The 26,596-nt window shown below is 70.7% G+C and carries 30 protein-coding genes and 1 pseudogene; 15 read left to right on the top strand and 16 right to left on the bottom strand.

Features of this window, described 5'->3' with window-relative positions; translation table 11 throughout:
- Window positions 1-40: 40 nt before the first annotated feature.
- The 5 genes from ACZ5WG_RS21820 to ACZ5WG_RS21800 form a co-directional block, all read right to left on the bottom strand.
- On the bottom strand, window positions 41-1,204 hold the full coding sequence (locus ACZ5WG_RS21820; RefSeq protein WP_468725215.1) for a DUF7847 domain-containing protein: 1,164 nt from the start codon (window positions 1,202-1,204) through the stop codon (window positions 41-43).
- 192 nt (window positions 1,205-1,396) lie between these two features.
- Window positions 1,397-2,632, bottom strand: coding sequence for a tryptophan 2,3-dioxygenase family protein (locus ACZ5WG_RS21815; RefSeq protein WP_468725214.1), 1,236 nt, complete (start codon window positions 2,630-2,632; stop codon window positions 1,397-1,399).
- Between the two features lie 384 nt (window positions 2,633-3,016).
- Complete coding sequence (locus tag ACZ5WG_RS21810) at window positions 3,017-3,355, bottom strand: hypothetical protein (RefSeq protein WP_468725213.1); 339 nt, start codon at window positions 3,353-3,355, stop codon at window positions 3,017-3,019.
- Window positions 3,356-3,608: 253 nt separating this feature from the next.
- Window positions 3,609-3,995: an ATP-binding protein gene (locus tag ACZ5WG_RS21805; RefSeq protein ID WP_468725212.1), complete on the bottom strand. Its 387-nt coding sequence runs from the start codon at window positions 3,993-3,995 to the stop codon at window positions 3,609-3,611.
- A gap of 105 nt (window positions 3,996-4,100) precedes the next feature.
- Window positions 4,101-4,286 (bottom strand): hypothetical protein, encoded by a 186-nt coding sequence (locus ACZ5WG_RS21800; RefSeq protein WP_468725211.1) that lies wholly within the window; start codon window positions 4,284-4,286, stop codon window positions 4,101-4,103.
- Window positions 4,287-4,712: 426 nt separating this feature from the next.
- Here ACZ5WG_RS21800 and ACZ5WG_RS21795 point away from each other — a divergent pair, with 426 nt between their 5' ends.
- Window positions 4,713-5,234 carry a DUF3887 domain-containing protein gene (locus ACZ5WG_RS21795; RefSeq protein ID WP_468725209.1) on the top strand — a complete coding sequence of 174 codons (522 nt, stop codon included), beginning with the start codon at window positions 4,713-4,715 and terminating at the stop codon, window positions 5,232-5,234.
- Between the two features lie 20 nt (window positions 5,235-5,254).
- Here ACZ5WG_RS21795 and ACZ5WG_RS21790 read toward each other — a convergent pair whose 3' ends face one another.
- Window positions 5,255-5,686, bottom strand: a complete 432-nt coding sequence (locus tag ACZ5WG_RS21790; protein ID WP_468725208.1) for an SSI family serine proteinase inhibitor — start codon at window positions 5,684-5,686, stop codon at window positions 5,255-5,257.
- 483 nt (window positions 5,687-6,169) lie between these two features.
- Here ACZ5WG_RS21790 and ACZ5WG_RS21785 point away from each other — a divergent pair, with 483 nt between their 5' ends.
- Window positions 6,170-6,742, top strand: coding sequence for an RICIN domain-containing protein (locus ACZ5WG_RS21785; protein ID WP_468725206.1), 573 nt, complete (start codon window positions 6,170-6,172; stop codon window positions 6,740-6,742).
- A gap of 11 nt (window positions 6,743-6,753) precedes the next feature.
- Here the strand turns inward: ACZ5WG_RS21785 and ACZ5WG_RS21780 are convergent, their stop codons facing one another.
- Window positions 6,754-7,857 carry a serine hydrolase domain-containing protein gene (locus ACZ5WG_RS21780; RefSeq protein ID WP_468725525.1) on the bottom strand — a complete coding sequence of 368 codons (1,104 nt, stop codon included), beginning with the start codon at window positions 7,855-7,857 and terminating at the stop codon, window positions 6,754-6,756.
- A gap of 209 nt (window positions 7,858-8,066) precedes the next feature.
- Between ACZ5WG_RS21780 and ACZ5WG_RS21775 the strand changes: the two genes are divergently transcribed.
- The 3 genes from ACZ5WG_RS21775 (at window position 8,067) to ACZ5WG_RS21765 (ending at window position 10,605) form a co-directional block, all read left to right on the top strand.
- On the top strand, window positions 8,067-9,320 hold the full coding sequence (locus ACZ5WG_RS21775; protein ID WP_468725205.1) for a sensor histidine kinase: 1,254 nt from the start codon (window positions 8,067-8,069) through the stop codon (window positions 9,318-9,320).
- Window positions 9,317-10,084, top strand: coding sequence for a response regulator transcription factor (locus tag ACZ5WG_RS21770; RefSeq protein ID WP_468725203.1), 768 nt, complete (start codon window positions 9,317-9,319; stop codon window positions 10,082-10,084). The genes ACZ5WG_RS21775 and ACZ5WG_RS21770 overlap by 4 nt, the downstream gene beginning before the upstream one ends.
- A 284-nt stretch (window positions 10,085-10,368) precedes the next feature.
- The gene (locus ACZ5WG_RS21765; protein WP_468725202.1) at window positions 10,369-10,605 is read left to right on the top strand and encodes a hypothetical protein; all 237 of its coding nucleotides are present in this window, start codon (window positions 10,369-10,371) and stop codon (window positions 10,603-10,605) included.
- Between the two features lie 83 nt (window positions 10,606-10,688).
- Here ACZ5WG_RS21765 and ACZ5WG_RS21760 read toward each other — a convergent pair whose 3' ends face one another.
- The 3 genes from ACZ5WG_RS21760 to ACZ5WG_RS21750 all read right to left on the bottom strand — a co-directional run bounded on the left by ACZ5WG_RS21760 (window position 10,689) and on the right by ACZ5WG_RS21750 (window position 13,292).
- A complete protein-coding gene (locus tag ACZ5WG_RS21760; protein ID WP_468725201.1) occupies window positions 10,689-11,225 on the bottom strand; it encodes an NUDIX hydrolase family protein in 537 nt (178 codons plus the stop codon).
- A gap of 113 nt (window positions 11,226-11,338) precedes the next feature.
- Entirely contained in the window at window positions 11,339-12,670 is a 1,332-nt protein-coding gene (locus tag ACZ5WG_RS21755) for a phytase (RefSeq protein ID WP_468725199.1), read from the bottom strand.
- 217 nt (window positions 12,671-12,887) lie between these two features.
- The gene (locus ACZ5WG_RS21750) at window positions 12,888-13,292 is read right to left on the bottom strand and encodes a hypothetical protein (RefSeq protein ID WP_468725197.1); all 405 of its coding nucleotides are present in this window, start codon (window positions 13,290-13,292) and stop codon (window positions 12,888-12,890) included.
- A gap of 179 nt (window positions 13,293-13,471) precedes the next feature.
- Between ACZ5WG_RS21750 and sigJ the strand changes: the two genes are divergently transcribed.
- Window positions 13,472-14,434, top strand: a complete 963-nt coding sequence (gene sigJ, locus ACZ5WG_RS21745; protein WP_468725195.1) for an RNA polymerase sigma factor SigJ — start codon at window positions 13,472-13,474, stop codon at window positions 14,432-14,434.
- A gap of 3 nt (window positions 14,435-14,437) precedes the next feature.
- On the opposite strand, the gene ACZ5WG_RS21740 is transcribed toward sigJ, so the two are convergent.
- Both ACZ5WG_RS21740 and ACZ5WG_RS21735 read right to left on the bottom strand, forming a co-directional pair.
- The gene (locus ACZ5WG_RS21740) at window positions 14,438-14,893 is read right to left on the bottom strand and encodes a ribosomal maturation YjgA family protein (protein ID WP_468725524.1); all 456 of its coding nucleotides are present in this window, start codon (window positions 14,891-14,893) and stop codon (window positions 14,438-14,440) included.
- Window positions 14,894-14,995: 102 nt separating this feature from the next.
- Window positions 14,996-16,234: a saccharopine dehydrogenase family protein gene (locus ACZ5WG_RS21735; RefSeq protein ID WP_468725194.1), complete on the bottom strand. Its 1,239-nt coding sequence runs from the start codon at window positions 16,232-16,234 to the stop codon at window positions 14,996-14,998.
- Window positions 16,235-16,392: 158 nt separating this feature from the next.
- Between ACZ5WG_RS21735 and ACZ5WG_RS21730 the strand changes: the two are divergent.
- The 3 genes and pseudogenes from ACZ5WG_RS21730 to ACZ5WG_RS21720 form a co-directional block, all read left to right on the top strand.
- A pseudogene (locus tag ACZ5WG_RS21730) lies at window positions 16,393-17,082 on the top strand (TetR/AcrR family transcriptional regulator); the annotation flags it as partial.
- A gap of 75 nt (window positions 17,083-17,157) precedes the next feature.
- A complete protein-coding gene (locus ACZ5WG_RS21725; protein WP_468725522.1) occupies window positions 17,158-17,358 on the top strand; it encodes a DUF5988 family protein in 201 nt (66 codons plus the stop codon).
- A 59-nt stretch (window positions 17,359-17,417) separates the two neighbouring features.
- Window positions 17,418-18,641, top strand: coding sequence for a M20 metallopeptidase family protein (locus ACZ5WG_RS21720; RefSeq protein ID WP_468725193.1), 1,224 nt, complete (start codon window positions 17,418-17,420; stop codon window positions 18,639-18,641).
- A gap of 63 nt (window positions 18,642-18,704) precedes the next feature.
- Here the strand turns inward: ACZ5WG_RS21720 and ACZ5WG_RS21715 are convergent, their stop codons facing one another.
- Complete coding sequence (locus tag ACZ5WG_RS21715) at window positions 18,705-19,259, bottom strand: superoxide dismutase family protein (RefSeq protein WP_468725192.1); 555 nt, start codon at window positions 19,257-19,259, stop codon at window positions 18,705-18,707.
- A gap of 903 nt (window positions 19,260-20,162) precedes the next feature.
- Between ACZ5WG_RS21715 and ACZ5WG_RS21710 the strand changes: the two genes are divergently transcribed.
- Window positions 20,163-20,759, top strand: coding sequence for a hypothetical protein (locus ACZ5WG_RS21710; protein WP_468725191.1), 597 nt, complete (start codon window positions 20,163-20,165; stop codon window positions 20,757-20,759).
- A gap of 69 nt (window positions 20,760-20,828) precedes the next feature.
- Here the strand turns inward: ACZ5WG_RS21710 and ACZ5WG_RS21705 are convergent, their stop codons facing one another.
- The gene (locus tag ACZ5WG_RS21705; protein WP_468725190.1) at window positions 20,829-21,770 is read right to left on the bottom strand and encodes an alpha/beta hydrolase family protein; all 942 of its coding nucleotides are present in this window, start codon (window positions 21,768-21,770) and stop codon (window positions 20,829-20,831) included.
- A gap of 184 nt (window positions 21,771-21,954) precedes the next feature.
- Here ACZ5WG_RS21705 and ACZ5WG_RS21700 point away from each other — a divergent pair, with 184 nt between their 5' ends.
- Window positions 21,955-22,581 carry a TetR/AcrR family transcriptional regulator gene (locus tag ACZ5WG_RS21700; RefSeq protein ID WP_468725189.1) on the top strand — a complete coding sequence of 209 codons (627 nt, stop codon included), beginning with the start codon at window positions 21,955-21,957 and terminating at the stop codon, window positions 22,579-22,581.
- On the opposite strand, the gene ACZ5WG_RS21695 is transcribed toward ACZ5WG_RS21700, so the two are convergent.
- Window positions 22,566-23,357 (bottom strand): hypothetical protein, encoded by a 792-nt coding sequence (locus ACZ5WG_RS21695; RefSeq protein WP_468725188.1) that lies wholly within the window; start codon window positions 23,355-23,357, stop codon window positions 22,566-22,568. The two genes, ACZ5WG_RS21700 and ACZ5WG_RS21695, sit on opposite strands and share 16 nt — an antisense overlap.
- 138 nt (window positions 23,358-23,495) lie before the next feature.
- Here ACZ5WG_RS21695 and ACZ5WG_RS21690 point away from each other — a divergent pair, with 138 nt between their 5' ends.
- Entirely contained in the window at window positions 23,496-23,687 is a 192-nt protein-coding gene (locus ACZ5WG_RS21690) for a hypothetical protein (RefSeq protein WP_468725187.1), read from the top strand.
- Window positions 23,684-23,839: a hypothetical protein gene (locus ACZ5WG_RS21685; RefSeq protein ID WP_468725185.1), complete on the top strand. Its 156-nt coding sequence runs from the start codon at window positions 23,684-23,686 to the stop codon at window positions 23,837-23,839. Before ACZ5WG_RS21690 ends, ACZ5WG_RS21685 begins: the two co-directional genes overlap by 4 nt.
- A gap of 75 nt (window positions 23,840-23,914) precedes the next feature.
- On the opposite strand, the gene ACZ5WG_RS21680 is transcribed toward ACZ5WG_RS21685, so the two are convergent.
- On the bottom strand, window positions 23,915-24,682 hold the full coding sequence (locus ACZ5WG_RS21680; RefSeq protein ID WP_468725184.1) for a DeoR/GlpR family DNA-binding transcription regulator: 768 nt from the start codon (window positions 24,680-24,682) through the stop codon (window positions 23,915-23,917).
- Window positions 24,683-24,842: 160 nt separating this feature from the next.
- Here ACZ5WG_RS21680 and ACZ5WG_RS21675 point away from each other — a divergent pair, with 160 nt between their 5' ends.
- Together ACZ5WG_RS21675 and ACZ5WG_RS21670 are read left to right on the top strand one after the other, a co-directional pair.
- Window positions 24,843-26,072, top strand: a complete 1,230-nt coding sequence (locus ACZ5WG_RS21675) for an MFS transporter (RefSeq protein ID WP_468725183.1) — start codon at window positions 24,843-24,845, stop codon at window positions 26,070-26,072.
- 153 nt (window positions 26,073-26,225) lie between these two features.
- Window positions 26,226-26,594 carry a hypothetical protein gene (locus ACZ5WG_RS21670; RefSeq protein ID WP_468725181.1) on the top strand — a complete coding sequence of 123 codons (369 nt, stop codon included), beginning with the start codon at window positions 26,226-26,228 and terminating at the stop codon, window positions 26,592-26,594.
- Window positions 26,595-26,596: the final 2 nt, after the last annotated feature.

The following is a 26,596-nucleotide window of genomic DNA, read 5'->3' as shown; positions in this document are numbered from 1 at the left end:
CGGGCAGTCGGACCCGTCGGGAGGGACCTGCGGACACCCGTCAGATGCCGGTCGGCCCTTCGGACTGCGGCGGCGCGGACGGGGCCGGGGGCGTCGACGGGGCCGCGGGCGCGGGGCCGGTGGCCGGCGCCGTGGCGCCGAGCTCGGCGAGGATCGCGTCGGCGAGGCCCTCGCGGCGGATCCGCTGGTCGACGTACAGCACCCCGCTCACCAGCTGGGTGAATCCGATCTGGAACATCTGGCTGACGGCGACACCGAGGAGCATCGCGAGGAAGGCCACCACCAGCGCGGTGATCATGCCGGACGACGGGTCGCTCCCCTCGGGCTGGTCCGCCGCGGCGGGAATCACCGTGAACATGCCGACGAGGTTGAACGGCAACTGGATCAGGTACGAGATCGCACCCGCAATCAGCCCGGCGAGCATGGTGATGCCGAAGATCCGCCACCACGCGCCCCGGACCAGCTTGGCCGAGCGGCGCAGCGCGGTGACCGGGCCGACGCCCTCCATGACCAGGGCGGCCGGGGCCAGGGCGAGCCGGGTGCTGAGCCACACGGTCAGGGGGACGGCGACCAGCAGGAGCACCGGCAGGAGGGCGACCATCGCCGGGGAGATGTCACCGGAGGCCGCAGAGAACATCAGCGGCAGCCACACCGCCAGGACGGCGAACATCGGAGAGCCGGCGATCAGCGTGGTGAGCAGCATCGTGCCGGCCGCCGCGGGTGTGCGCCGGAGGGTGGCGCGCCACATCGCGCGGAAGGTGGTGGGGCGGCCCATGACCGCCTCCTTGAGGACCGCCGGACAGAGCGCGGTGAGGACCGCGATACCCAGCCCGCCCGTCACCAGAAGCAGCAGGAACAGCGCGCTGCCGGCGACGATCACCGGCACGACGTGCTCGGCCGTGGGCTCCGTCCCGAAGGGCGGATCGAAGACGGGCTCGATGTGCCGGTACACCGCGGCGACGGCGACGCCCACCTCGAGGGCCATGACCGGCAGGACGATGGCCTGGACGGCCAGCACGACGCCGGCCAGCTGCTTCCAGTGGCGGCGGATGGTCGAGAACGATCCGCCGAGTATCTCCCCGAGGGCCAACGGCCGTAGGGGGATCACGCCCGGCTGCGGCGCCGGCGCCGGCGCCCAGCCGCCCCACGGTGGGGTGGCACCCCAGCCGCCTCCCTGGCCGCCCCACCCTGTGTTCTGCGTCATGTACAAGCTCCGTAGATCGTCCCCCGAATGGAGCCACAACGTATCCCACCTCGTCAGGGGCCCGGCAGCCGCTCCCCACCCCATGTGCCCGGCCGTGCACGCCCCTTCGGGGCCGCGTCACGGGGCGACGGACGACCGGCCGAACGGTCCCGCACGACTGGGTGCTGAGCTACGGCGTCCGCGTCCTCTTCGTCAGTCGGTCGAGGAAGCCTTCGAGCCGACCTCCCCGAGCTGTCGGAACAGGCGGTTGTCCAGGCATTCGGTGAGGTAGGGAACGCCGCTGGTGTAACCCGACCCGTGGGCGTCCCCGAGCATCCGCATGGCGAGCCTGCGATGGGTGGACTTCCAGCGCTGGTGCCTGCTTTCCAGCCGACCGAGTGCCGCGTCGAGAGCGGTCCATTCCGCCTGGCCGAATCCGCCCTCGCGGCGGATGTCGAGATAGGCCCGAGTGAGACTGTCGTGGTCAGCGTCTTCCGCCTCGGCGCGCACGGCCGGCACATTCGTGAAGGCAGCCGACCGCAGCCGTGCGGTGGTCGGTGGGCCGCACGCTGTCTCGAAGCGCTTGTACTGTTCGGACTGGATGGCGCTGGCGCCCTGGGTGAACTGCCGGAATGTGAAGAATTGCTCCGCCCGCATCGTGGCGACGACCCGGAAGAGCGCTGAGGCACGGTCGAACATCGCGGTCACGTGATCCACTCGCTCCACGGCGGATTCGAGGCTCCCGTCACGCAATGACCTCACGGCCGCCTGTGTGTCCGCCGAGATCGTGGTGAAGACCATTTCGTGGGTCTGAAGGGCGCGGATGAAGAAATATTCGTCATGCAGCACGTACACCGGCTGGACGGATACGTCGAACCAGCGGCCCGCGTCCGTCGCCGGTGGCCGCGGCAGGTGGGGGAGAAGGTCTTCCATGCGCGATTCGGGCATCCGGGGCAGCCGGGACGCCGGGTCATCGGTATCCGTCGCGCCGAGGTGGTCGCCCACGAACCGCAGGGCGTGGCGCAGCCGCTTCCGCAGCGTCGCCGGATCCGGCCGTCCCCGGCCCGGCTCCCCGGGTGACGCGCCGGCCGCTTCGATCTCGAACCGTATGACGTCGGACATGAGGAGCGTGGCCAGCCGGTCAGGACTCAGCGCGCAGTGCCGTTCGTCCAACAGGAGCTCGAGGAGCGGCAGCGCGAGATAGCTCCGGTTCCAGAAGCGGCCCTCGTGCTTGTCGAGCATGCAGTGGAGAAATGCCTCGAGGAACGGACGCCCTGAAGTGTTCCGGCTGCGGACCTCACCCATCTGGACAAGAGTCCTCCTCGGCAGGAAGTGCTTTCCTCTGCGCCGCGCCTGTTCCGTTACGGCCCGCGCCAGGGAGATCCCGTCGAGTTCAGCCGTCAGGCCGTCTCCGGTCGCCCAGCGGTTGACCTCCCGGAAGGCGGCCACGCGCGAATCGCACGTCCCGCGGGCCGGAAACTCGGGACTCTTCCCGGCATCTGCTCCGGGGCATCCGACTTGGGATATTGCCCGAATGCATCGTGTTCGGCAGTCGGAAGTCATGTGGCTCATCTCTTTCTTGGACCACGGCTGCCGTGAGTGGCGGCGAACCGTTCTCTTTCCGGTGGTGAGCCTCACGCTTCCGAGCGGGGCCCTGGATTCCACTAGGCATGATCGAAGGGCCGTACGTCTTCGCTCGAATATTCGTGGCTTGACAGAACTGATGGCTGCCTTGCTGATCACAGCAGTAGTCCCTGGTGCCCGGGACCAGCCACGAACGGCCCGCAACCCCGGACGGGATTGCGGGCCGTTCCACGTGTCCGTGCGGCTGCCTCAGTCGTCCTGCGGCGCCGGGAGGGTCTTCTTGGACACGGTCGTCGTGACGGTCTGCTTGACGACCTTGCCGTGGCGCGTGGTCGTCTTGGTGACCGTCGTGGTCGTGGTGACCCTGACCCTGCCGTCGGGCAGTGTGCGGTTGACGGTTTTCGTCTCGATGACCGTCGACGTGTTACCGGAATGGTGTGTCTGGTGGTCGGGTGCCGTCTGCACCGCTGCGACCTGCGGCGCAGCCGGTGCGGCGAGGGCGCTGGAGGGCAGCAGCGCGCCGCCTGCGGCGAGGGCGGTGGAGGCGCCGAGGAGGGCGAGACGCGTGGTCAGGGTCGTGCGGATCATGATGGTGCTCCTTGTGGGGCGAAAGGGCCTCGGGGACGAGGCCCCCGGGCAGAGCCCGCGGCGGGCTCCGTGTCTCCATTGGGCCCCGGACACGCACGAGGGGTCATGCCCCTGATGCTCGGGGCTTGACGTACGTCGGCGGGTGTGGCGAGGGGCGGATCCCGCTACGGGCGCTCCAGAGGCCGGGCCCCGTGGATCCGTCGGGACTCCGGATCGGCTGCGGTGCATCCGGTGCGAGACCGGCGCACCGGCATCACCTGCCCGGATGCCCGCAGCACCGCACGGTCAGGGTCCGGCCGACTCGAGGCGGACGCGGAACACCGTCCCCCCCGCCCGGTGACGTCTCCAGCTCCAGCTCGCCCCCATGGGCCTGGACGAGCGCAGAGGCGATGGCCAGGCCGGGCCCCGCCCCACCGCCCGCCTGCCGGCTGCGGGAGGCATCCACCCGGTAGAACCGTTCGAGCACCCGGGCCGCCTGCTCGGGTGTGAGACCCGGCCCGGAGTCGGCCACCTCGATCACCTCATGGCCGCCTGCGCCGCCCACCCCGATACGTACCGGGTAACCCGCGGGCGTGTGGGTGACCGCCTTGCCGACGAGGTTCGCGACCACCTGGCGCAGCCGAGCCTCGTCGCCGTGCACCGGTGCCGGGCCTGGCAAGCCGACGCCGCCCGGACCGGTCAGGGTCACCTCGCGCGTCGGGTCCAGCGCCCGGGTGTCGTGCAGGGCGTCGACCGCGAGTGACCGTCAGCCCGAGCGCGCCGCGCGCAGCGCCGTCGCGTCCCGGGCGGCCCTGTCCGACGTGGTCCTCGCGGGCTGTTCGTCCGGTTCCGGGGCGGTGCATGCGGCGGCCACCGCCTCTGCCTCGGCGTCACCGAATGCCAAGGCGATGGACGCGTACCGCCAGTGCCTGGCCCAGGACGGCGTCACCATGGCGCCGCGCCCCAGCGGTAGCGGCCGCCCGCCCGGCGGCACCCGAGGGCCCGGTGCCGGTGCCGGCGGCTGGGGTGGAGCATCCGGGGGCTCCGGTCGCGGAGCCTCGGCCGACCCGCAGCGGCAGGAGGCGACGCAGGTGTGTGCCGATCTGCGCCCGCAGTTCAACGGGCGCGGCGGTGGCCCCGGCGGCGACAGCAGCGCCATGAAGACGGGTCGCCCATGCGGGGCCTGCCCACCTCCGACCCTCAGTCGGCTCAGGCCTTCCAGTCCTGCAAGGACCTGCTGCCGCAACGAGGTCAGAACACCCCCGAGCCGGGCGTGAGCCCGTCCGCCTGGCGGGCCTTGGCATGCAAGCGGAGGGCGAGGAGCGCAGGATGGACGTGTCCTGACCCGCCCGCCGAGCCGGAGAGGGGAGTGGTGCTGATGCCGCGCAACGTCACCACATTCATGAGCGGCAAGAGGCAACTCGTTCGGGCCGCAGCCACTGTCTCGCTGGCCGCCTGCGTGCTGTTGCCGGCCAGTGGTATCGCATCGGCCGCGGTGCATGCCCACGCCGCCACAACGACGGTCGCGGGCCCGGTCGCGGAAGCATCCCCGGCCGCTCGGACTCCGTATGACCGGACCGCCGCTCAGACGCTCGACGACATCGTGAGCGGCGACTTCGCTGCGGCCACGGCCCACTCCGATCCGACGCTGCGCAAGGTGCTGACCCCGGAGGCCCTCGCGGGGGCCTGGAAGACCTACCAGGCCACGTTCGGGCGCTACCAGTCACACGGGGATCCCAAGGACACTGCAGTCGGCGAGTACACGGTGGTCAGTGTGCCGCTGCGGATGGAACGCGCGCCCGGGGAGTTCCGTGTGTCCTTCCACAAGGACGGAAGTCTCGCTGGTCTGTGGTTCCTCGAACCAGGAGTGCCGATCTCGCCGACCGTCCGGGAGCCTTGAGCCGACGTCGGATCCGCCGGTCAGAAAGCGAAGACGGCGTTCCCGTTGAAGGTCGCGGACATGGCGCACGCGTTGGAGAACGTGTGCTTCCAGGAGATGCGGCTGCCCTTCCAGACGCCGTCCGCGGTGACGGTGACGGGGTCGTAGTGCATCGGGCAGGCGCGGTTCGTGTCCGGGGCGGCCAGGAGCGTGTCGAGGCTGCCGGCGGTGGCGGCGAGGGCGGAACAGGCGGCCTGGGGGTCGGGGTGCGTGCCCTGGGCGGTCGGTGCGCAGCTGAGGGCGGACGCCCGTACGACGGTGGCCGCGTTCTCGCCCTTGGCGACGGCGAGGACCACGGCGGACGGGGCGTACAGGCTCGCGGGCTGTGCCTCGGCGATGCCGGTGGCGCCGGTCAGGGAGAGGAGGGCGGCGGCGGAGACAGCAGCGATGCGGTAGCGCACGACAGTACTCACTTTCAATTCAAAGGGTGGGTGCAGCATTTGGCTGCGGTGTGTCGGCTTGACGCTGCCGAGTCTCTCTGGTCCGAAGGGTGTGTGCACATCGATGACCGATTTACGGACACCTTGTTCGAATACAGGCGACCGAATGGTCGTTCTGGCTGCTCAGGCGGGGCGTGTGCCCTTCGCGACCGGGTGCGGACGGAGGGTGACACCGGGTGTGGCGTGCCGATTGCAGGCCGTTGACCTGCCGTCGGCCGCGCGCGGTTCACCGAACGGCCATCCAGGCTGACCGGATACTGCCGTTCCGCATCCGTCGGCCCGAGGTCGGCCACCGGTTGCGGCACTGGGGGCGGGCTTCGATAGTGGGAGAGGCCTGCGCGCCGTGGCACTCGACCACCGGCAGGCCATTCATGGGGCCCAGGAGGACGGAACCGTCCTCGGGCCGGCCACCCGGTGTCTTCACCTCCCTCACACCCTCATGAGAGGGGCACTCCCATGCGCAAGCACGTGCGCGCGCGTCGGCTTCTGACGGTGCCGACCGTTCTTCTCGCCGGAAGCCTCGTCCTGTTGCCCGATGCCGCGGTCGCACAGGCAACCGCGCCCGCCTCCCCGGCACGGGTATCGGGAACGTTCCAGCTCGTGAACGCACAGACCGGCAAGTGCGCGACCGTAGCGGGCGGCGTATCCGCCGCCAACAACCTCCAACTGGTCCAGTTCACCTGCGACACCCACCCCTCGCGCCGCTGGCGCATCCCTGCCTCGAGCAGCACCTCCAACCAGATCGTCAACTTGCAGACCGGCAAGTGCGCGACCGTCGCGGGTGGGGTCTCCACCGACAACAACCTCGGCCTCGTCCAGTTCACCTGCGATACACACCCCTCGCGCCGCTGGCGCATCACCAACCGGGACAGCGCGGGCTCCGTCCAGCTCGTGAACGCGCAGACGGGCAAGTGTGCGACCGTAGCGGGCGGCGTCTCCCGGGAGAACAACCTCCCGCTGGTCCAGTTCACGTGCGACAGGCACCCGTCGCGCCGCTGGTTCCTGCGGACCGGAGTGCCCATCGACTGAAGCGGCGTGGTTCAGCGGCACAGAGCCGTGTCCACGAGACTCTCGACGTGCGTCGTGGTGGCGGGGTCGGGCGGGATGATGGTCACCGCGACGCTGGCGGCGCGGCCGTCGTCGGTGACCCCGCCCCGGGTCTCGTATCCGTTGATGTCGCCGCCGTGGCCCCAGTAGACGCCGCCGCACGACAGCGGCCTGCTCATGAGTCCCAGTCCGTAACCGGCGCCGGTGTCCCCGATGGGGACGGTGGTGCGCATCTGGTCGAGCTGGGCCGCGGGGAGGAGGCGGCCGGCCAGGAGCGCCGCGAAGAACCGGTTGAGGTCGGAGTTGGTGGAGATCAACTGGCCCGCCGCCCAGCCCACGGAAGGGTCTATCTCCGTGACGTCGCGCAGGGGCGCGTCTGCTGAATCCTTGTGGTAGCCGCGGGGGTGGGGCTCTCGGATGGCCATGTCGCCAGGGGCGGGGAAATAGGTGTGGCGCAGCCCGATGCGTTGGATGACGCGCTTGTCCATCCCCTCGGCGAGGGGGCGGCCCGTGACCTTCTGGATGATCAGGCCGGCCAGCAGGTAGTTCGTGTTGCTGTACCCCCAGCTCGTCCCGGGGGCGAATTCGGCCTTGCGCTGGAAAGCGATGTCAAGGAGGTCGCGGGGGTCAAGGTAGCGGTGCTCACGGATATCGTCGTCGACGAGTGCTTCGTAGTCGGGAAGTCCGCTGGTGTGCTGCAGGAGCTGACGGACGGTGATGTGCCGCCCGTCGAACCCTTCCCCGCGTACGAGGCCCGGCAGATAGCTGTCGACCGTGGCGTCCAGGCCGACCTTCCCCTCACCGACCAGTTGCAGCACGACCACCGCGGTGAACACCTTGGTGTTGCTGCCGATCCTCACCTGCCCGTCGTCAGGCACCTTCGACCCGGTGGCCAGGTCACCCACCCCTGCGGTGTAGGAACGGGTACGACCCTCACGATCCTTGACGCTCGCCAGCGCGGCGGGCAGGCCATCAGTGCGCACCAGGGCGTTCAGGCCCTGCTGGACGGTGTCCGGCCGGGCGGCGGCGAACGCCGCGGGCGGCGCCAGGGCGCCCAGCGTCATGACACCGACAGCCACCGCGGCCGCGGCCGACAGGGCTCGGCGCCGGCCGCGCTGCTGCCGCGTGGAAGAACGAAACGTCTGCGCTACCTGCTGAGACACGAGTCAACTCCTATGGAACCGTAGAACCGTTGGGCACGATCGTGACTTCCGGGGTATCGGATGCGCATCACGGGAAAGCGGGAGAAAGTACTCCCTCGATCGGGGGAGGTCACCGGCGAGCTGCCCGGCCATACTGGCCGACTATGATCAAGGGGATCCGGCCGCTGCTGCGCGGCTCCACGTACTCGGGCATGGTGTTCGCCTACTGCGGCGCGGTGGCGAGCCTTCCACTGCTGCCCTTCGCGCTGCTGCCCCTGCTGGCGTGGCGATCCGCTCCCGAGGGCGTGCAGACCGTTCTGGTCCTGCTGGTCTGGGCGGCACTCATCGGCGTGGTCGGACTGGCCCGCATCACACGGCGGGCGCTGATCGCGTCCGCCCGACGGCTGTTGAGAGTGCCGCTGCCGAAGCCTGTGGCCGCACGTCGGCCCGCAGGCTCCGGCGCCGACCGTTGGCGCACTCCTCTCTGGCTGCTGCTGCACGTGGCACTGGGGTGGGCCGGGGCCCTGGTGAGCGGTCTGCTGCTCCTTTCGGGCCTGGTCCTCCCGGGGGGTTGGCTCGGCGCAGAGGCGGGGCTGAGTCTGTTCGGCTGGTCGGTGCGCGTGGAGGGCGGCTGGCAGAGCTGGGTGGTGGCGCTCGGGTGCCTGCTGCTGGCAGCGGCCGTGTGCGCGGTGGTGACGAACGCCCTGCGGTGGTTGGCGCCCAGACTGCTGGGGCCGTCATCGGCCGAGCGGCTCGCCCTGGCGGCGGAGCGGGAACTGCACCTGGCCGAACGCAACCGGATCGCCCACGAGTTGCACGACTCCATAGGACACACGCTGACGGCGACCACGATCCAGGCCGCCGTGGCGGGCGAGGTGCTCTCAGCCGACCCGATGGCGGCGCGGGCCGCCCTGCGCAGCATCGAGGAGTCGGCCCGGGCAGCGCTGGAGGACCTCGACTACGTACTCGGCGTGCTGCGCGAGGAAAAGGCGGAGACAGCGCCGACCCGCACCTTGGCCGACCTGCCCGAGCTGCTCGACCGGTTGCGGCACGTGGGCGCGGTGGTGGAGCCGGAACTGTCGGGCGAGTTGGCGCAGGTGCAGGGGACGCTCTCGCGGGCGGCGTACCGGATACTGCAGGAGGGGTTGACGAACGCGTTGCGGCACGGGGCGGGCGGACCGATCGTGGTCCGGGTGGCGGCCGCGGAGGACGGACTGGAGCTCAGTGTGGTCAACCGGACCGGTGCCGGCACGAGCGGGGATGCGGGCCCGGGCCCGGATGCCTTCCCGACATCCGGGCACGGCCTGCCCGGGCTGGCCGAGCGCGTGCGGTTGCTGCACGGTGAGATCGACGCCGGCCCGCACGGTCCGCAGCACTGGCGGTTGGCGGTCCGGCTGCCGGTACGGTGGTCGGCATGATCGGCTCTGATACGAGCGCGGCCGCCACGCCCGGCCCTGAAGCGAGCACCGCCGACGTGACCGGCTCTGCCGCCGGCTCCGGCCCCTCCACCGCCGGCCACACCAGCCCGCCCGTCACACTCCTGATCGCGGACGACGACGAGGTGACCCGCAGCGGTCTGCGCACGTTGCTCGCGGTGCAGCCGGGGATCACGGTGGTCGGGGAGGCCGCCGACGGCGTCGAGGCGGTCGAACAGGTGCGGCGGCTACGGCCGGACGTGGTCCTGATGGATGTGCGGATGCCGCGCTGCAACGGGATCGAGGCCACCCGGCGGCTGCTTGCCGAGTCGGATGAACCGCCGAAGGTCGTGGTGATCACCACCTTCGAGAACGACGACTACGTCACCGCCGCGCTCAGCGCGGGGGCCAGCGGGTTCGTACTCAAGAGACTTCCGGTCCGTCAGATCACGGAAGCGGTACGGGTGGTGGCGGCGGGGGAGGCGATCCTCTTCCCGACGGCACTGCGCCGCATGGTCGCTGCCCGCCCGCTGCACTCCACGAAGGCATTGCCGAAGGCGGCGCTGACGGGGCGGGAGGAGGGGGTGCTGCGGTTGATGGCCACCGGCCTGTCCAACCCGGAGATCGCGCAGTCGCTGACGGTGAGCCTGGAGACGGTGAAGACGCACGTCGGGAACGTACTGACCAAGCTGGGTGCGCAGAACCGGACCCACGCCGTGGTGATCGCGTACGAGTCGGGGCTGGTGGTGCCGGGGTTCACCGGCTGACACGACCTGAGCTCGACCGGGTCCGGTCGGCCTGCTGCACATCGGCGCCCACGAGTGGACCAATTGCCGAGGTGCCGTTCATCGGCTGGTGATACTGGTGTGCCGTATCCGTCGAGCCGGAGATCGAGATCGGAACGCATGTACGTCGCGCCGCCGCAGCCCCACGGGAATCTCCCGATCACGTGTCACCGCCTGAGGGACCTCGAGGCCCTCAGGGAAACCGATCGGCCCCTCGGAACGTGTCGCCGCGCCCGTCACCGGTCCCGGCATGGAACCGTCTCCGCATGACCGAAGGCTCGACACCTCACATCTCCCCGGCGCGGATCACCGTACTGGGCGTTCAACCCGGCAACCCACCCTTTCGCATCGTGGAGGTCGACGGAGAGTTCATCGGCAGGGCGATGTCGATGACGGACGTGCTGTTGCTCGCCGCGGAGATGGGGATCGTGATCCACGACCTCGACGACATGGAAGTCGTGCGGTGGGTCGGAGGCGGCAAGTTCACCTGGACCCCGCACTAGGTTCTGCCCGGCGGAGACCGGCGCCGGCCCCCGCCCCGGCTGGGCACCGCGGCAGCGCGCAGTGCCCAGTCGTGGTCGTTCCCTCAGTACGTATGTCCCACGTGCGCAAGTGCCTGCTTCAGCAGTACCCCCTGCCCGCCGGGCATTTCGCCCTGCACGGCTTGGGATGCCGCCTCCTGCGGACTGAACCAGACCAGGTCGAGTGCGTCCTGGCGGGGGCGGCAGTCGCCGCTCACCGGCACGATGTAGGCGAGGGACACCGCATGCTGGCGGGGGTCGTGGTAAGAGGTGACGCCCGCCGTGGGGAAGTACTCCGCGACCGTGAACGGCTGGAGGGAGGCGGGAACACGGGGCAGGGCCACGGGCCCGAGGTCCTTCTCCAGGTGGCGCAGCAGCGCGTCACGGACCCGCTCGTGGTGGAGGACCCGGCCGGACACCAGGGTCCGGCTTACCGTTCCGTCCGGACCGATGCGCAGCAGCAGTCCGATGCTGGTGACTTCGCCGCTGTCGTCCACGCGTACGGGCACGGCCTCCACGTACAGGATCGGCATCCGGGCCCGGGCCGTTTCCAGCTCGTCCGTGGTCAGCCAGCCGGGCGTGGTTTCGGTCGTGTCAGACATTGTTTGAGCATACTTTCCGGGTGAGGTGCCCGCAGGAATGCGGGCCGGTTCGGATACGGGAGTTTCGCGCCGGCCGTGCCAACGGATCCGCCGGGTCCGGCCCCGCCCCGTGGTCAGTCGTCCACGGCGTCCAGCACCTTGCCCAGGTCCACGAACTTGAAGCCCGTGGCGGTCCGCGGGCCGTCCTCGGGGGCGTCGTGGCCGTCCTGGACCACGAGGAGGCCGCGGGGGAACGCACGGCCGAGGGGCTGGTTCAGGGCCGCGGCCCCGTCGCACTCCTCCGAGCCGTCGAGGTCCCGCGAGCGCGCGGTGATCCGCACGCCGCCCTCGTACTCGTGGTGGTCCTTGCGCTCGCGGTCGTAGAAGGCGAACGTGTTGTCGCCCTGGCTCGACGCCATGAGGTAGCCGTCACCGTCCCCTTCGTCGACGATGGTCAGCCCCTCCACGTCCGCGGTCAGGTGGTGGCCGCCGAAGCCCGGATCGGCGCCGGGCGTGCACTCCTCGGTCCCCTCGTCGTACGTGGCCGGGACACCGTACTCGCGGACCCGGTCCACCAGCACCGGCGCCGAGGTCAGATCGGCCCGCATCCGCCAGATGCCGACGTCCTCCTGACCGGCGTAGAGGGTGCCGTCGGCGGGGTCGACGACCATGCCCTCGACCTGGGGCCGCTCGCCCGGTTCACCGCAGGGGCTCCAGGAGGCGCCGTTCGGCAGGCGGAAGGTGGAGGGCAGGTCCAGGGTCCGCACGAGGCGGTAGCCGACCGTGCCGCCGGGGGCGGCGGTCAGTTCGAGCAGGGCGAGCCTCGTCTCGTGGCGGCGGCTGACCAGCGCGTAGGAGCGGCCGGTGGCCTGGTCCGTCCAGGTCGCCAGACCGTACGCGGTGCGCTGGTCGTTGATCTCCTCCTGCGAGGCGGAGAAGACCGGAGGAACGGTCGGCGCGGTGACGTCGGTCAGCGGGCCGCCGGGGCGGTCGCGGTCGATGCGGTAGAAGCGGAGCCGGTCGTTGCCGCGGTCGGTGACGACGGCGAGGTCCGCCCGCCCGGCCGACAGGCGCATCCGGTGGACCAGGTCGACGTTGTTGAACCGCCCCGGTGAGTCGTCGGGCCCCGGCCCGCTCGGCGCGGGCAGCGCCTGCACCTGACGTGCGCCGAGGTCGTAGACCCGCAGCCCGCCCTCCTTGGCCGTGGCGACGACCAGACTACGGTCGGGGTCGGCGCTGTTGCGCCAGATGGCGGGGTCGTCGGCGTTGGCGTTGCCGCCCTCCTCGTCGTCGAACAGCGTGGCGGTCTCCGCCACCGGGGTGACGGCGGGCAGCTGACCGCTCTTGCGGGCCTGCGCCGTGGCGGGGGCGGCCGCGGCGAGGCCGGCGAGGACGGCGAGCGCCGCGGTCAGGGCGAGGGCGGCAGCGGCGGGGCGGGCGGGGCGAGCGGGACGATGAGGGTCCACCAGGGTCTCCAACGGTTGGTCAGACACGTGTGCGGTCATGGCGGCTGAAGACTCGAGCCCCTGCGTTAAGGACTCGTCGTCGCCAGGCGACGGACAGTCATGCACGACATGAATACGACACGTCGTCGCGCCCTCGCCCCCCAGCATCGCCGCTGCAATGCAGCGCCGTCCCGCCCGCGATGTGAGCCGGCAGCGGCGAGGGCAGTCGCCGCGGCGGTTACGAGCCGGCGCCGGAGCGCCCCGACCAGCGCAGGGACAACACCCGGCCCAGCGCCAGCACGCTCAGCCCGAACATCAGGACCCCCAGGGGCACATGGAGCGACGCTATGTGCGCGATGCCCAACACCACCTGCACCGAGGCGAGTACGAGGAAGCCCGACGCGTACAGGATGGGGCGGGGCGAGCCTCCGCCCGGCCGCCACGCCAGGACCGCGGCGAGCACGTACACCATCGACGCGCCGTACATCACACGCGCACCGACGCCGTGCAGTACCTCGCCGTGGGACGAGGACAGCAGCAGTCCGGCGGTTGCGGCTTGGAAGAAGATGGCCAAGGTCTGCAAGGCGATCGCCACCTGCACGAACGTGAGCCCGCGGTGTTGCACCGTCGTCGTTGCGGCCATGAGTCGGTCCCCTCTTCTGCCTTGCGGCGATGGATCGGTAGTGTCTCGCCGGTCCGACGAAATGGGCCCGCGAAATGTGAGGCGGAGCCCCGACCTCACCATCCGGCGCGGTGTTTCGTCGAAGTGGCGGGAGCGGAAGCGGACGGGAAGAACCGAAGAACCAGGGAGTGGTCGAGGCCATGAACAACCCATCCGAGCCAGGGCACGACCGGTCCGAGCCGAGCCTGAGCGCGCTCGTCGGCGAGCGGCGGCATCTGATCAACCTCGGCTACCGGCTGCTCGGTTCGCTGAGCGAGGCCGAGGACGCCGTGCAGGAGACCTACACCCGCTGGTACGCGATGTCACGCGAACGGCAGGAGGCCATCGAGTCCCCCGGCGCCTGGCTGACGACGGTGGCCACCCGCATCTGCCTGGACCAGCTCGGCTCGGCGCGGGCGAGGCGCGAGAGCTACGTCGGTGCGTGGATACCCGAGCCGCTGCCCGACCGTACGGAGTGGCACGGCGGGCCGGCCGGCGGCAGCAGCACCGAGCCGGCCGACCCGGCCGACCGGGTCACCCTGGACGAGTCGGTGAGCATGGCCTTCCTCGTCGTACTGGAGGCGATGACGCCGGCCGAACGCGTGGCGTTCATCCTGCACGACGTCTTCCGGTACCCCTTCGCGGAGGTCGCCGAGATCGTCGGCCGGACGCCGGCGGCCTGCCGGCAGCTGGCGTCCTCGGCCCGACGTCGTATTCGCGCCGAGCGGGCTCCGGCGGCCGCGACGGGTGAACAGGCCGCACTGGTAAGGAATTTCAAAGAGGCGTGGGAGGCGAAGGACATCGAGGCCCTCGTCGACCTCCTCGACCCCGATGCCACGATGGTCGCCGATGGCGGCGGGCTGGTCGGCACCGTCCTGCGCCCGGTCGAGGGCAGCGAGCGCATCGCCGAGTACCTGATCCACATCGCCGCCAAGGCCCCCGGGCTGACGCTCCTGGAGCGGACGGTCAACGGCCGGCCCGGTCTCGTCGCCCAACACTCGGGCGTCACCGTGACCGTGGCGGCGTTCGACCTCACCGGGCGCCGCGTCACTCGTATCTGGGCGGTCCGCAACCCGGAGAAGCTTCGACCGTGGACCCAGAGCCTAGATCCCCGCCACGCGTAGGTTTCAGGGCACTTGCCCAGGACCGCCCGGGGTGTTGTCCGGTACGGCTCGGCGCCCCCGGCGTCGCACCACAGGGCCCAGCGCGGTGTGGAGGGTGTAGCCCGCCGCCGCGCCGACCGCGTACCAGAACAGGTCGGGCGGATTGAAGGTGGAGCCGAGTACGAGACGGGCGACGGTGCTGCGTCGGGAGAGTTCCCCGGGGATCTCGCTGAGCTGCAGGAACTCGATCGCCCAACTCGCGGCCAGCGCGCCGGTGGCAGCCCGCAAGGGCGTCACCCTCGGCGCCAGGACCACGACGAGGGTGAGGAGCAGGACGGTGTACAGCGCGTCTCCGCCGTACTTGGCGACGTCCCCCGCCGTCACGGCCCTGAGCCCCAGCCCCGTTCCTACGGTCACCACTGCGGCTGCGGCCGCCGCGAGGCGGGTCCGCAACGGGCCGGTGGCAGCGCGGTCACGGATTTCGGGGGTGGAGGGCACGGGACCATCCTGCCGGGTGGTCCCGCCTGCCTCGGGGCCGGGCCCCGCCTCGCGGAACGGGAGGGAGGGAGGGAGGGGTCCGGCTCAGCCCTGCTCCCGGACGCCCCACGGGGAGCCGTACGCGGTCAGCAGGTCCAGGAACGGGCGCGGCGGAAGGGCCTCGGGGCCGAGCACGCCGGTCTGTGCCCACACCCCGCCGGCCAGGAGCTCGAGCGCCACGACCGGGTTGACCGCGGTCTGCCACACCACGGCCTGGGAACCGTACTCGCGCATCGACCACTGGTTGTCCACCACGTGGTACAGGTACACCTCACGTGGCCTGCCGTCCTTGGTGCCCTTCACCCAGGTGCCCGCGCAGGTCTTGCCGGCCATCCGCTCGCCCAGCGTCGCCGGGTCGGGCAGGCACGCGGCGACCACGTCGCGCGGGGAGACCCGCACCGGGGCGCCGTCCGCGCTGCGCACCGTGACCGGCTCGGTCGAGTCCAGGCCCAGCGCGTGCAGGGTCTTCAGCTTGGCGATGAAGTCCTCGCCCAGTCCGTACTTGAAGGTGACACGACGGGCGTCCACCCAGCGCGGGACCAGCAGCACCTCCTCGTGTTCGACGTTGACGCACTCGACCGCGCCGATGCCCTCCGGGAAGTCGAACACCTCCGGCTCACTGAACGGTTCGGTGGTGTACCAGCCGCGGTCCCGCTCGTAGACCACCGGCGGGTTCAGGCACTCCTCGATCGTCGTCCAGATGTTGAACGACGGGGCGAAGTCGTAGCCCTCGACGGTCAGGTTCGCCCCGTCGCGGATGCCGATTTCCTCGATCTCGTCGAACAGCTCGTCGGCCGCGTACCGGGCGAAGACGTCCGACAGGCCGGGTTCCACACCCATGCCGACCAGCGCCAGCCGGCCCGACTTCTCCCACGCGTCGGCCCGCGCGAATTGCTCGTCGCCGAGCTTGACCCCGCACTCCGCGTACGGCCGGCCGGGGTGCGGCCGGGACAGCGACATCGCCATGTCCACGTAGTGACTGTCCGCCGCGAGGGCCGCCTCGAACAGCGGCATCACGAACCGCGGGTCGGTGGCGTTCAGCAGTACGTCGCACCGCTCCTCGGCGAGGAGCGCGGCCACCGCCGCCTCGTCGGAGGCGTCGATGCGGCGCGCCACGAACCGGCCGGTGCCGGTGCCTGCACCGGCGTCGACCGCGGCAACGGCCGCCTCGGCGCGCGCGAGGTCGTAGTCGGCGACCACGAAGTGGTCGAAGAAGTCCCGGCGGGCCGCGATCCGGGTGATCGCGGTACCCACGCCACCGGCGCCCACAAGCAGAACACGCATGACGAAACCCTCTCTCGGTGAGGTCCGCGCAGGTCCGCGCCTCATGGGAGGGATGAAAGCCGGGCCGGCGAGATAAGGTCAATGGTGTTGGCATAAGGCCCCTCGTACGGCTGCCGGTCCAGCGGCGACCGTACGTCCGAGGCGGAGGAAGGCACCCGATGGCGAAGCAGGTGGTCCCGGAGGAAGCCCGCAGGCGGCGGCGCCCCACCCGGCAGGGCACCGTCCTGTCCGAACGGCTGATCGTCGACACCGCCCTGCGCATGCTGCGCGAACACGGCAGCGCCGGGCTGTCCGCCCGGCGGCTCGGCGCCGCCCTCGGTGCGGACCCCAGCACGCTCTACCGGTACTTCGACGGCATGGACGGTCTCACCCTCGCCATCGGTGAGGAACTGATCGGCCGGGCCCTCGACGGCTGGGCGGCCACCGGGGACTGGCGCCGTGACCTGCGGGAACTCGGCCTGCGCATCCATGGCGCTTACCTCGCGCACCCGCAGGCCGCCGTACTGACCGCCAGCCGGGTGACCGGCCGGCCCCGCGAGATCGCCGCCGACGAGGCCGTCCTCGGCATCCTGCGCACTGCCGGATTCCCCGACCCGGAGGCCGTCCTGATCTACCACGCCTTCATCGACCAGAGCCTGGCCTTCGCGGCCCTCGACGCCGGAGCCCTCGCCCTGGCCGAGAGCTCCCGTACGTCCGACGAGCAGCAGTGGGAGTCCACGTACGCCCAGCTGCCGGCCGAGCAGTATCCGCACATCGCGGCCACGACCCGGCTGCTCGCCGCGCGGATGAACCACAGCGCCTACCCGGTCGCCCTGGACATGCTCCTCGCAAGCGCGGAGGCCAGGCTCCGGACGGCAACGCGGCGGGTGCGCGGGGCGGCGCGTCGAGGTGCGCGGGGTTTGGCCGCTGACGAGACTGGACCCATGACGACAATGGCGGTACTTGAGGGCGGGCCGGAAGATCTGCCGGAGCGGGTCGTACCGGTCACCGCGCCGGGCGAGGACCTGAAGATTGCGCATCGTGGCGGATACGAACACTTCAAAGCCACGTCGCGGTTCCAGAACGGCGCAGGAGGCCGGCTCCCCGTCTACGAGTGGTGGGAGCGCACGGAAATCGCCGAGTAGCGGCCTGCACGCAGAAGTGCGAGTCAACGCGGCCGGTGCCCGTGCACGAAGGAGCAAGGATGACAGCTTCCGCAGGACCGCCGGCCGGCCTGCACACCCTCCTCCCCGAGGCGCAACGCCTGCTGCCCGGCATCGTCGAAGTGCGCCGTACCCTCCACCGGGCACCGGAACTCGGTCTGCACCTGCCGCTCACCCAACAGACCGTGATCGAGGCCCTGACCGGCCTGCCCCTGCACATCACCGCGGGGGAGCGGCTCAGTTCGGTGGTCGCCACCCTGGACGGCGCGCAACCCGGCCGGACCATTCTGCTCCGTGGCGACATGGACGCCCTGCCCCAACAGGAGGACACCGGCCTGGATTACGCCTCCCAGATCCCAGATGCCATGCACGCGTGCGGCCACGACCTGCACACCGCCATGCTCATCGGCGCCGCCCGCCTGCTCTGCACCCGCCGCGGGCAGATCCGCGGGCGCGTGGTGTTCATGTTCCAGCCCGCCGAGGAACGCGGAGGCGGCGCCCGGTACATGATCGAGGAAGGCGTCCTGGACACCCCGGACGGCCGCGGCGTGGACGCGGCGTTCGCGCTGCATGTCATGACCCGCTTCGAGACCGGCACCGTGCACGTGCGGCCGGGCCCGATGTTCGCCGCATCCGACCTGATCCGCATCACCGTACGGGGCCGTGGCGGACACGCATCCGCACCGCACCTGGCCCTCGACCCGGTTCCCGTCGCGTGCGAAATCGTCCAAGCCCTGCAGACAGCCGTGACACGCACGGTCAGCGTCTTCGAGCCGGTGGTGGTCACCATCACCCGGATCCAGGCCGGCACGACCGCCAACATCATCCCCGAGACCGTGGAACTGCAGGGCACCTGCCGCACGTTGACGTCCGGATCCCGTCAGCGGATGCGCACCGTGATCGAACGGGTTGCCGGCAACGTGGCCGCCGCGTACGGCGCCGAAGCCGACATCTGCCCTGCCCGGGGCTACCCTCCCGTGCACAACGATCCGGCCTTCACCACCACGGTCCACCACGCCGCAACCGAACTCCTCGGCGCCGATCCGGTACAGGACTTGGCCGACCCGGTCATGGCATCCGAAGACTTCTCCTACGTCCTCGAACGCGTCCCGGGGGCCATGGCCCTGCTCGGAGCCCGCCCAGCCGCCATGCCGGCCGACGGTGCCCCGGACTGCCACTCCCACCGCGTCGTGTTCGACGAGAACGCCATGGCCACCGGTATGGCACTCCATGCAGCCGTGGCACTGCGGTACCTCGCGGGCTGACGGCCTACGGGGTCGCCGGGGCCGGCGCGGCCCGCGCCCTGCCCGACCCCGGTCCCTCGTTTCCTACTCGAACGGCACATTGATGCAGGCGAGCCGGGCCCCGGCCGTGCCCGCCGTGCCGGGCTCCGTGTGGGTGGCGTGCTCGTGGATCACTACGGAGCGGGCTCCGCCGGCACGGTATTGCCAGGCCAGGGTGGACGCCGAGGCGCCATCGCCGTGGCGGTCGGTGGTGATGTCGAGCCACGTCTCGTTGCGGGGATTGGCGTACGCGGGGTTCGTCGAGGGCTGCTTGGGGTCCACGGCGTTCTGGTAATGCGGCCCGGAGTCGCCTGGCTTGCTGCCGCAGGGCTTCTGGTGTACGTGGGCGCCGAACGTCCGCATCGCCGCCACGCCGTGGAGCCGCAGCTCCACGTGCGTGCCGTCGCCCTCGACCCGCTCCGTGACGGTCACCTTGCTGCCGGCCGGTACCGCGTTCGTGTCGAAGGTGACCGCCTGGTGTGTGGGCCGGCCGTCGGCTGCCCGGAACGAGTCCTCCACCGTCACGTCCTGGCCGGCGACCACGCCCAAGGGCAGGACGACAGCCAGGGAGGCTGTGAGCGCTGAAACGAGCAAGGACATCTTCTGCTCCTCTTCACCACGGGTAATCGCCGGGGCTCCCCCCTTCGCCCGCGTTCCAGCCAGGTGCGTGCCGGATCACCAAGCGCTGCACGGCCCGGAGCTCAAGATCGTCCGGATGTGCCGGCCGGCGCTTCCTAGGACCATGTTCGCCCACGACGCAGCCTTCCGCAGGGCGCCTCCAGGGTGTCGGCCTGCTTTTGCGTGATACGCGGCGTGTTCGAAGCTCTCCGGGCACCGTGCAGGCGCCGGCCCTGCGGTGTGGGTTGTGTCACGCCGCTGAGCACGCTGCGGGCGTCCTGCCAGCCGCATCCCATCGCGTCGGCGTGGCTCGGCTTCCGCCTCATGGCCGGGCCCGTACTCGTGCTTGCCGTGCTCGTTGCCGCCCTCGCCGCCGCAGCCGCCGTCGTCTCCGTGGTCCGCGGACGGCGGCCCACGGGGGAGGCGGCCGCACCTCGCCCACGGTCGAATGCCCGTCGGCACGGGCTTGTCCAACGGCGGCTGACGATAGGAGTGCTGGCTGTCGCGGTGGCGCTGGTCACGGTGACGGACCTGGTGCCGCCCGCCATCAGCCGCGCCTCGGATCCGGACGCGATTGCGAGCGGGCCCTCGACGAGTTGACGGAGGCTGCGAACGCGCTCTCGTCACTGAACAAGCACAACAGCAGCGTGAAGCGGGCAGGAGGCCTCCCAACGACGATCGATTGAGAGCGGCTCTCCGCCCTTGCCCTCTCGTACCCGCCTCCGCGTACACCGCCGCCCCCGTCGCACCAGGGCCCCGCTCAGCCCGGCCCCGAAGCGGGGAAGACCCGCCAATCGGGCCAGGCTTTCGGGCCGGTCCGGCATGGCGACAGGCCGACGGCGCGACGCTCCGGGATGCTGATGGCCGACCCGAGCAGGAGAGACCGTGGACGATCCCAGCCCCCAGGAAGCCCGGAGCTCGGCATCCACCAGCGCGGGCCGCAGTGTTGCCGGCCAGCCGGGAGTCATCGGCATCGCGCTCGGCGCCGTGCTGACGGCTGTGCTCGCGCAGGGTTCGTGGCAGTGGTTCGCCACGTACATCGGGGTGACGCTTCTCGCGGTGCTCTTCTGCCTGTACCGGCTGCCGACGTGGACGCCCGGCCTCCGAACTGCCTACATGGGGAACCTGGCGGCGTATTCGCTGGTCGTCGGCCTGTGTGCAGCGATCACATTGGCCCCCATGCTGCAGCGCTGGCCGTGGCTGTTTCCAATGCCGGGCACTCGTGACAGGTGTCCCGAACTGCGTGCTTACGAGAGAATCCGGACGGAGGCGGCGCTGGCGGACCTGGCCGGTCGCGACCCTGCCGCCTTGGCTCACGCACAGGACGTCCAAGGCCATGTCGCCTTCGCCGACTGCCTGTCCTCCACCACGACCCTGTGGTTGCCGGCCTACGCGGCCGGAGTGGCCTTGCTGGTGGGTCTGGGTGCGTGGTCCTTCGGCCGGCTGCGGGTGGGGACCGAGGAGCGCCGAGGTCAGGCGTAGCGCGCGCACGGTGCATGACGCGATGAAGCCGGGACCTCCGGCGACGAGGATCAGGGCCTGTCCTCCGCGTTACTTGCTCTGCAGCTTTCCCAGGGGGGCGGGGGCGTTCTCCAGTGCGGTGACCGCCGTCTTCCAGCCGGTGTCCTCGGGGTGGAGAGCGCTGCGGAGGAAGGCCGTCGTGAGCTGCTGGATCAGTGCGACGCGGGCGGGACTCTCGTCCGTCGTCTCGGCGACCTCGTAGCCGGGGATGCCGCCGAGCGAGTGCTCTGCCCCGAAGAGCGTGAGCAGGCTCTTGTTGCCCGGGCTGTAGGTGTAGGGGTCGGTGAACCAGTCCGGGCCGCGGGTGGACAGCATGGACTGGTCGTTGTCCCCGGCGACGACGAGGGCCGGCGTGGTCATGGTGTCGAAGGAAGGCTTCAAGAAGGGGAGGTTCTCGGCGGCGAACGGGGTCAGTTCGTCGCCCAGGCCGGTCAGGGCGAGCAGTACACCGGCCCTGACCCGGGGGTCGGACATGTCCTCGCCGGGAACGCCGTCGGAGTCGAGGACGCGTGCCCCCAGCAGCGTGCTCGCAGTCTGGGCTCCCCAGGAGTGGCCGGCGACCGCGATGCGGCTGCGGTCGATCCGCCCGCCGAGGCCCGGCACGGAGGCTTCCAGTACGTCGAGTTCGTCCAGTACGCGGGTGAGGTCCTCGATACGGATGCGCCACATCCGCGGTGTACGGGGGTCCTCGTGCGGGATGCCGAGCGTCCGGGAGTCGAGGTGGGTGGGCTGGATGACCACGAAGCCGTGGGCGGCCCAGAAGTCAGCGAGCGGCGCGTAGCCGTTCATCGACCAGCCGAAGCCGTGCGAGAAGACGACGACGGGCAGATCGCCGCCGGTCGCGGGGGCGGACACGCGGACCTGGATGTCCTCGCCGCGGTCCGGGGCGGGCAGGACGACCGGCTTCGCGGAAATCACCGTGGTGGGCGCATGCGCGGGCTCGTGCGCGTTCGTGGTGTTCGAGTCGGACATGAAGATGCCTTCCGTTCTGGGTTCTTCGCACCGTTGGCTCGGTGGGCCCGGCGGGGGTGATGGCAGCAGACGGCGCGGTCGACGGTCCTCCGGTCTGCCATCCTGGCCGAACCGGAACCTTGCTCCGCTAAAGATACGGAGCGCTGTTCCGTTTTGCAAGGACGGTCATGGAAGGGGCGTCGCGTTGAACGGCGGCGGACAGGGTGCGGGAAGCGCGGCCGGGTCGAAGCGCAAGGATGCCCGGCGTAATCAGCAGACCCTGCTGGAGGCGGCAGCCGCGGTGTTCGTCGCCTCGGGGGTGGAGGCGCCGGTACGTGACATCGCGGCTGCGGCCGGGGTCGGGATGGGGACGATCTACCGGCACTTCCCCACCCGGGCGGACCTGGTCATCGCCGTCTACCGCCACCAGGTCGACGCCTGCGCCGAGGCCGGCCCGGTCCTGCTGGCGGCCGGCCCGACACCGTACGCCGCCCTCGAACGGTGGGCCGGCCTGTTCGTCGACTTCCTCGTCACCAAACACGGCCTCGCGGCCGCGATGCACGCCGACAATTCCGGCTTCGAGACGCTGCACGCCTACTTCCTGGACCGCCTCGTGCCGGTGTGCACGCAGCTCCTCGACGCTGCCGCCGCCGCGGGCGAGATCCACTCCGACCTCACCGCTTACCCCCTCATGCGCGGCATCGGCAACCTCTGCATCGGCGCCGAAAACGACCCCCGCTACGACGCCCGCCGACTGGTCGCGCTCCTCGTCGCTGGACTACGCCACCCTGCTGACCGCGGCGCGCGCCGCACCCGTCATCGGGAGAAGTAGGTCTTGACGCTGACGGCCGGACCACCTGAGAACTTCTGCACGGCCGCCTTGGCGTCTCCCGACACAGGGACAGACGACGTGCCCCCGGCCGGAATCGTGGTCAGCCCGCCTATCGGGACCACCTCGACCGCCTGCTGAGACGATCCGGATTTCGGCTGGTCATAGACGAGATAGACGACGCGGACCGATACCGCTGTGTTGTTCGGGTTCCTCAGGACGACCTGGTCGAAGGCATCGAACTTGCTCAGGGGCTGACCGGCTGCGTCTGCCGGCTTGGCCTCGACGGCGGAAGAACCGGCCGGAAGCTCTGCCGGGACGACCTCCTTGACGGTCACCCGGACATCGGCGACCCGGCTCGCGTCGGCTCCGCTGAAGGCCAGGATGTCGTAGCCGCCGCCGTGTTGCACGACGAGGCTGCCCCGGTCGCTTCCGTAGGCGGTCCTGACCCGTACGTCAGGCAGATCCTTGCCCGTGTTGTCCACCGCTGTGATCGCCAGCGTCGGCACCACACTGGCCTGTCCGTCGTTGTTGATGGAGAGCGTCTGGTCGATGAACTCCTGCTTGCCGTGTGCGTGGTAGCCGAAGGTCAGGTGCGTGACCGCCGGGCTCGCTGCAGAGCTTGCCGTGACCGGTGCGGAAGTCGACGACGCCGCTCCGGCCGGAGGCGTGGATGCACCGCTCGGACTGCAGCCGGCCAGTGCGACGATGCTGAGGACAACCCCTGCAATTGATGCGCCCCGCCGGTGTGGGATGAAGGATCGATCGGTGCTTGGCATTGTCGGAGATTAGTGCAGGCGGGGGACGCGAGAGGCCGACGGGGTCGGTGCGGGCAGCGCGGCCGGTGGTGCCGACGGAGGAGCGCCGCTCTCGGCCGCTCCACTCCATCACCCGGGCCGCGCGGTACGCCTGGGCGGGTGCTGCGCGGAGGCCGGGAGCGCCGGGCCCGCGCCCGCGCTCCGGGGGTCTGGCCGTTCGTCAGCTCCGCGGCGTACCGGACCGTCGCCGGGTCGAAGCGTGCCGAGTTCGACGGCTGGCTGGGGGCCGCCGGCTCGGCGCTGAGCACTTCCTTGCTGCATGCGATGGCCTGCTGGGCGAGCATCTGGTGAACTTCGGCGGCCGACTCGATCCGTTCCAGCAGCGGCCCCTGGAGGGTGCGTTGCCGGGCGGCGTGGACGAGGGCGAGCTCCGTCAGCTGTCCGCGTACCTGCAGCAGGTCGAGCTGGGCGTCCTGGACGCGGTCCTCCCAGCGTTTGAGTAACTGCCCCGACACGTCAACCGGGTTGACGGCCGCGAACCGTCCGGATCGTGTTCCGGGCAGTCGAAAACGTCCCCGTCAGTCGCCCGCCGGGTGCACCACCTCCACCCCGTGGTCGCGCAGCTCCCTGACCACCGGGGAGTCGTCGGGTGCGTCCGTGACGATGAGGGCGATCTGCTCCATCGAGCAGATGCGGCCCAGCGCCGCACGGCCGAGCTTGTCGGCGGTCGCGACCAGGATCACCCGCTGCGCCGCGGCCACGGCCGCCCGTTTCACCTGCACGTCTTCGAGGTTGTAGGCCGTTGCCCCCTGGACCGGGTCGACACCGCAGCAGCCCAGGATGAACGTGTCGAAGCACAGGTCCTTGAAGGTCTGGACGGGAGTCTGGCCGTAGAAGGAGAGCTCCTCGGGGCGCACCTGCCCACCGGGCATCAGCAAGTGGATGCCGGGGTGTGCGGAGAGGGCGAACGCGGCGTGCAGCGAGAGCGGGGTCACCGTGAACTGGCGGTCTGCCATGGCCTTGGCGATGGCCACGGCGGTGGTCCCGGTGTCCAGGGCGACCGTCTCGCCGTCGGTGAGCAGTTCGACCACGGTACGCGCGAGCCGCTCCTTGGCCTGTGCTCCGGACATGGCCCGAATGGCGTAGGGCGGTTCGACGCCGCCGGGCAGGTTGCTCACGGCGCCGCCGCGCACCCTGCGCAGCGCTCCCCGCGACTCCAGTACTTCCAGGTCCCGGCGGATGGTCATCTCGGACGCACCGGTGGCCTGGGCCAGCTCGGCCACGGTCGCGCGGTTCTGCTGCATGAGCAGGCTCACGACGAACTTGTGCCTCTCCATCACGTTCATGTGTCTGCTTTTAGCACAGAAGGCGGTCCTGGATGGCGATGTGCACACATGATCTGTTGAAATGAACATCCATTGTGCGTAATGTTCACGCTTCGATGTGAACTTAAGCCTGTTGTGAACGTGATTTATGTTCATTCTGCTACGAGTGATGAGGAGAGCGATGTCCGCCACCAGTGAGGCCGGCCTGCCCGAAGCGGGAAGGCCTCTTCTCACCACCGTCGCCATCACCGCCTCCTGCGTGGCGTTCGTGGTGATCGGCGCCCTGCAGGCGCTGTACGGACCGGCGATCCCGGCACTTCGGGAGGAGTACGGGATCAGCCCCGCGGTCGCCGGACTCAGCCTCAGTGCCCACTTCGTCGGCGCACTCCTGGGTGTGCTGATCTACCACGTTCTGCGGGGCCGCTTGAACAACCGGGTGCTGCTCGGTGGCTCCTACCTGCTGATGGCTGCCGGCGCCGCGGTCTTCGCCTTCTCACCGAGCTGGAACCTGGCCCTGACCGGCACCTTCGTCATCGGTCTGGGCTTCGGCGGCATCGACTACGGCCTCAATCAGCTGTTCGCCGTCGGCTTCGGCCGCCGCAGCACCGCGATGCTCAACCTGCTCAACGGTCATTTCGGTGTCGGTGCCATTGCGGGCCCGGCCCTGATCGGCTGGCTCGGAGCGGACCGCTACCCGCAGATCTTCCTCGGCATCGGGGTGGTCTGCCTGCTCATCCCGGTCACCCTGGGCGGGGTGGCCGCCCGGGAGCCGGAGCCGGCCCCGGCGGAAGGCGGCGCGGCCGCCGGAGCCCGGGTGCTGCCGATCATCGCCGTGTTCATCGGCGTCTACGTGCTGCACGTGGCCATCGAAACCGGCGTCGGCGGCTGGGAACCCACCCATCTCGAAGCCGTCGGGTACGGCGCCGCCACCGCCGCCACCGCGACCTCCGCCTACTGGGCGGCGATGACCATCGGCCGGTTCGTGGTCGCCCCGCTCAGCTTGCGCTGGTCCGCACCGTCGATCCTCACCGTCTGCTGCGCGGGCATGGCCGGCTTCCTGGTCCTGGCGACCGTACCGGCGCTCGCCCCGTACGCGTACTTCGGCGTCGGCCTGATGATCGCGCCCATCTTCCCGACCTGCCTGCCCTGGCTGAACCGGGCCGTGCCCAGTGTGGCCGCGGCCGGCGCCTACGTGATCGCCGCCTCGATGATCGGCGGCGTGGCCTTCCCGCCGTTGCTGGGCGGGGTGATCGACACCATGGACGTGAAGGCGGTGCCGCTCGTACTGTTCGGCCTCGCTGCCGTGTGCACGGCCCTGAGCCTGTGGCTGCGCAAGAACGCCCCGGACCCCGACGGCGTGAGCGGCCCTCGCAAGGCGCGGGCGGACCGTGCGGACACCGTCGCCACGTGAGGACCCGAGGGGCCCGAGGAAGGTCCGCGCCGCAGTCACCGAAGTCCTCGTCCGGTCCTTCCTCGACGGAACCGAATACGTCGTGGACATCGTCAGGGGCCCGGGCGGCGGACGGCGCGTCTGTGGCGTCCGCCGCTACGAGAAGCCCCTCATGTGGTCCGTACCGTCTCCCTCGACGCGGAACACCGACACGACCTCGGGGCGATGCTCGACGCGGTAACCCCGGCCACCCGGGTCGTCTTCGTGTCCAACCCCCGACAACCCCACGGGGACAGCGGTCCGCAGCCGCGAACTGCACGATTTCCTGGAGCGGCTGCCCGACCGTACGCCACGGAGTTCGCCGGTTTCTGCGCCCGCCACGGCGTCCTGGTCCGGGCCTTCCCCGGGGACGGCATCCGCGTCGCCGTCGGCCTCCCGGAGGAGAACGACGGCTTCCTCTGCGCAGCTGCCGGGGCCTTCCTGCCGAACGGGCGGCGCCCGGCGGCATCCGTTTGCATCATGGTCGCGCCGGGGAGGTCCTGACG

It is taken from the genome of Streptomyces sp. NPDC032745 (assembly GCF_055579465.1).
Note: the sequence above shows the minus strand (reverse complement) of the source record. Positions and strands in the feature narration are given on the sequence as shown.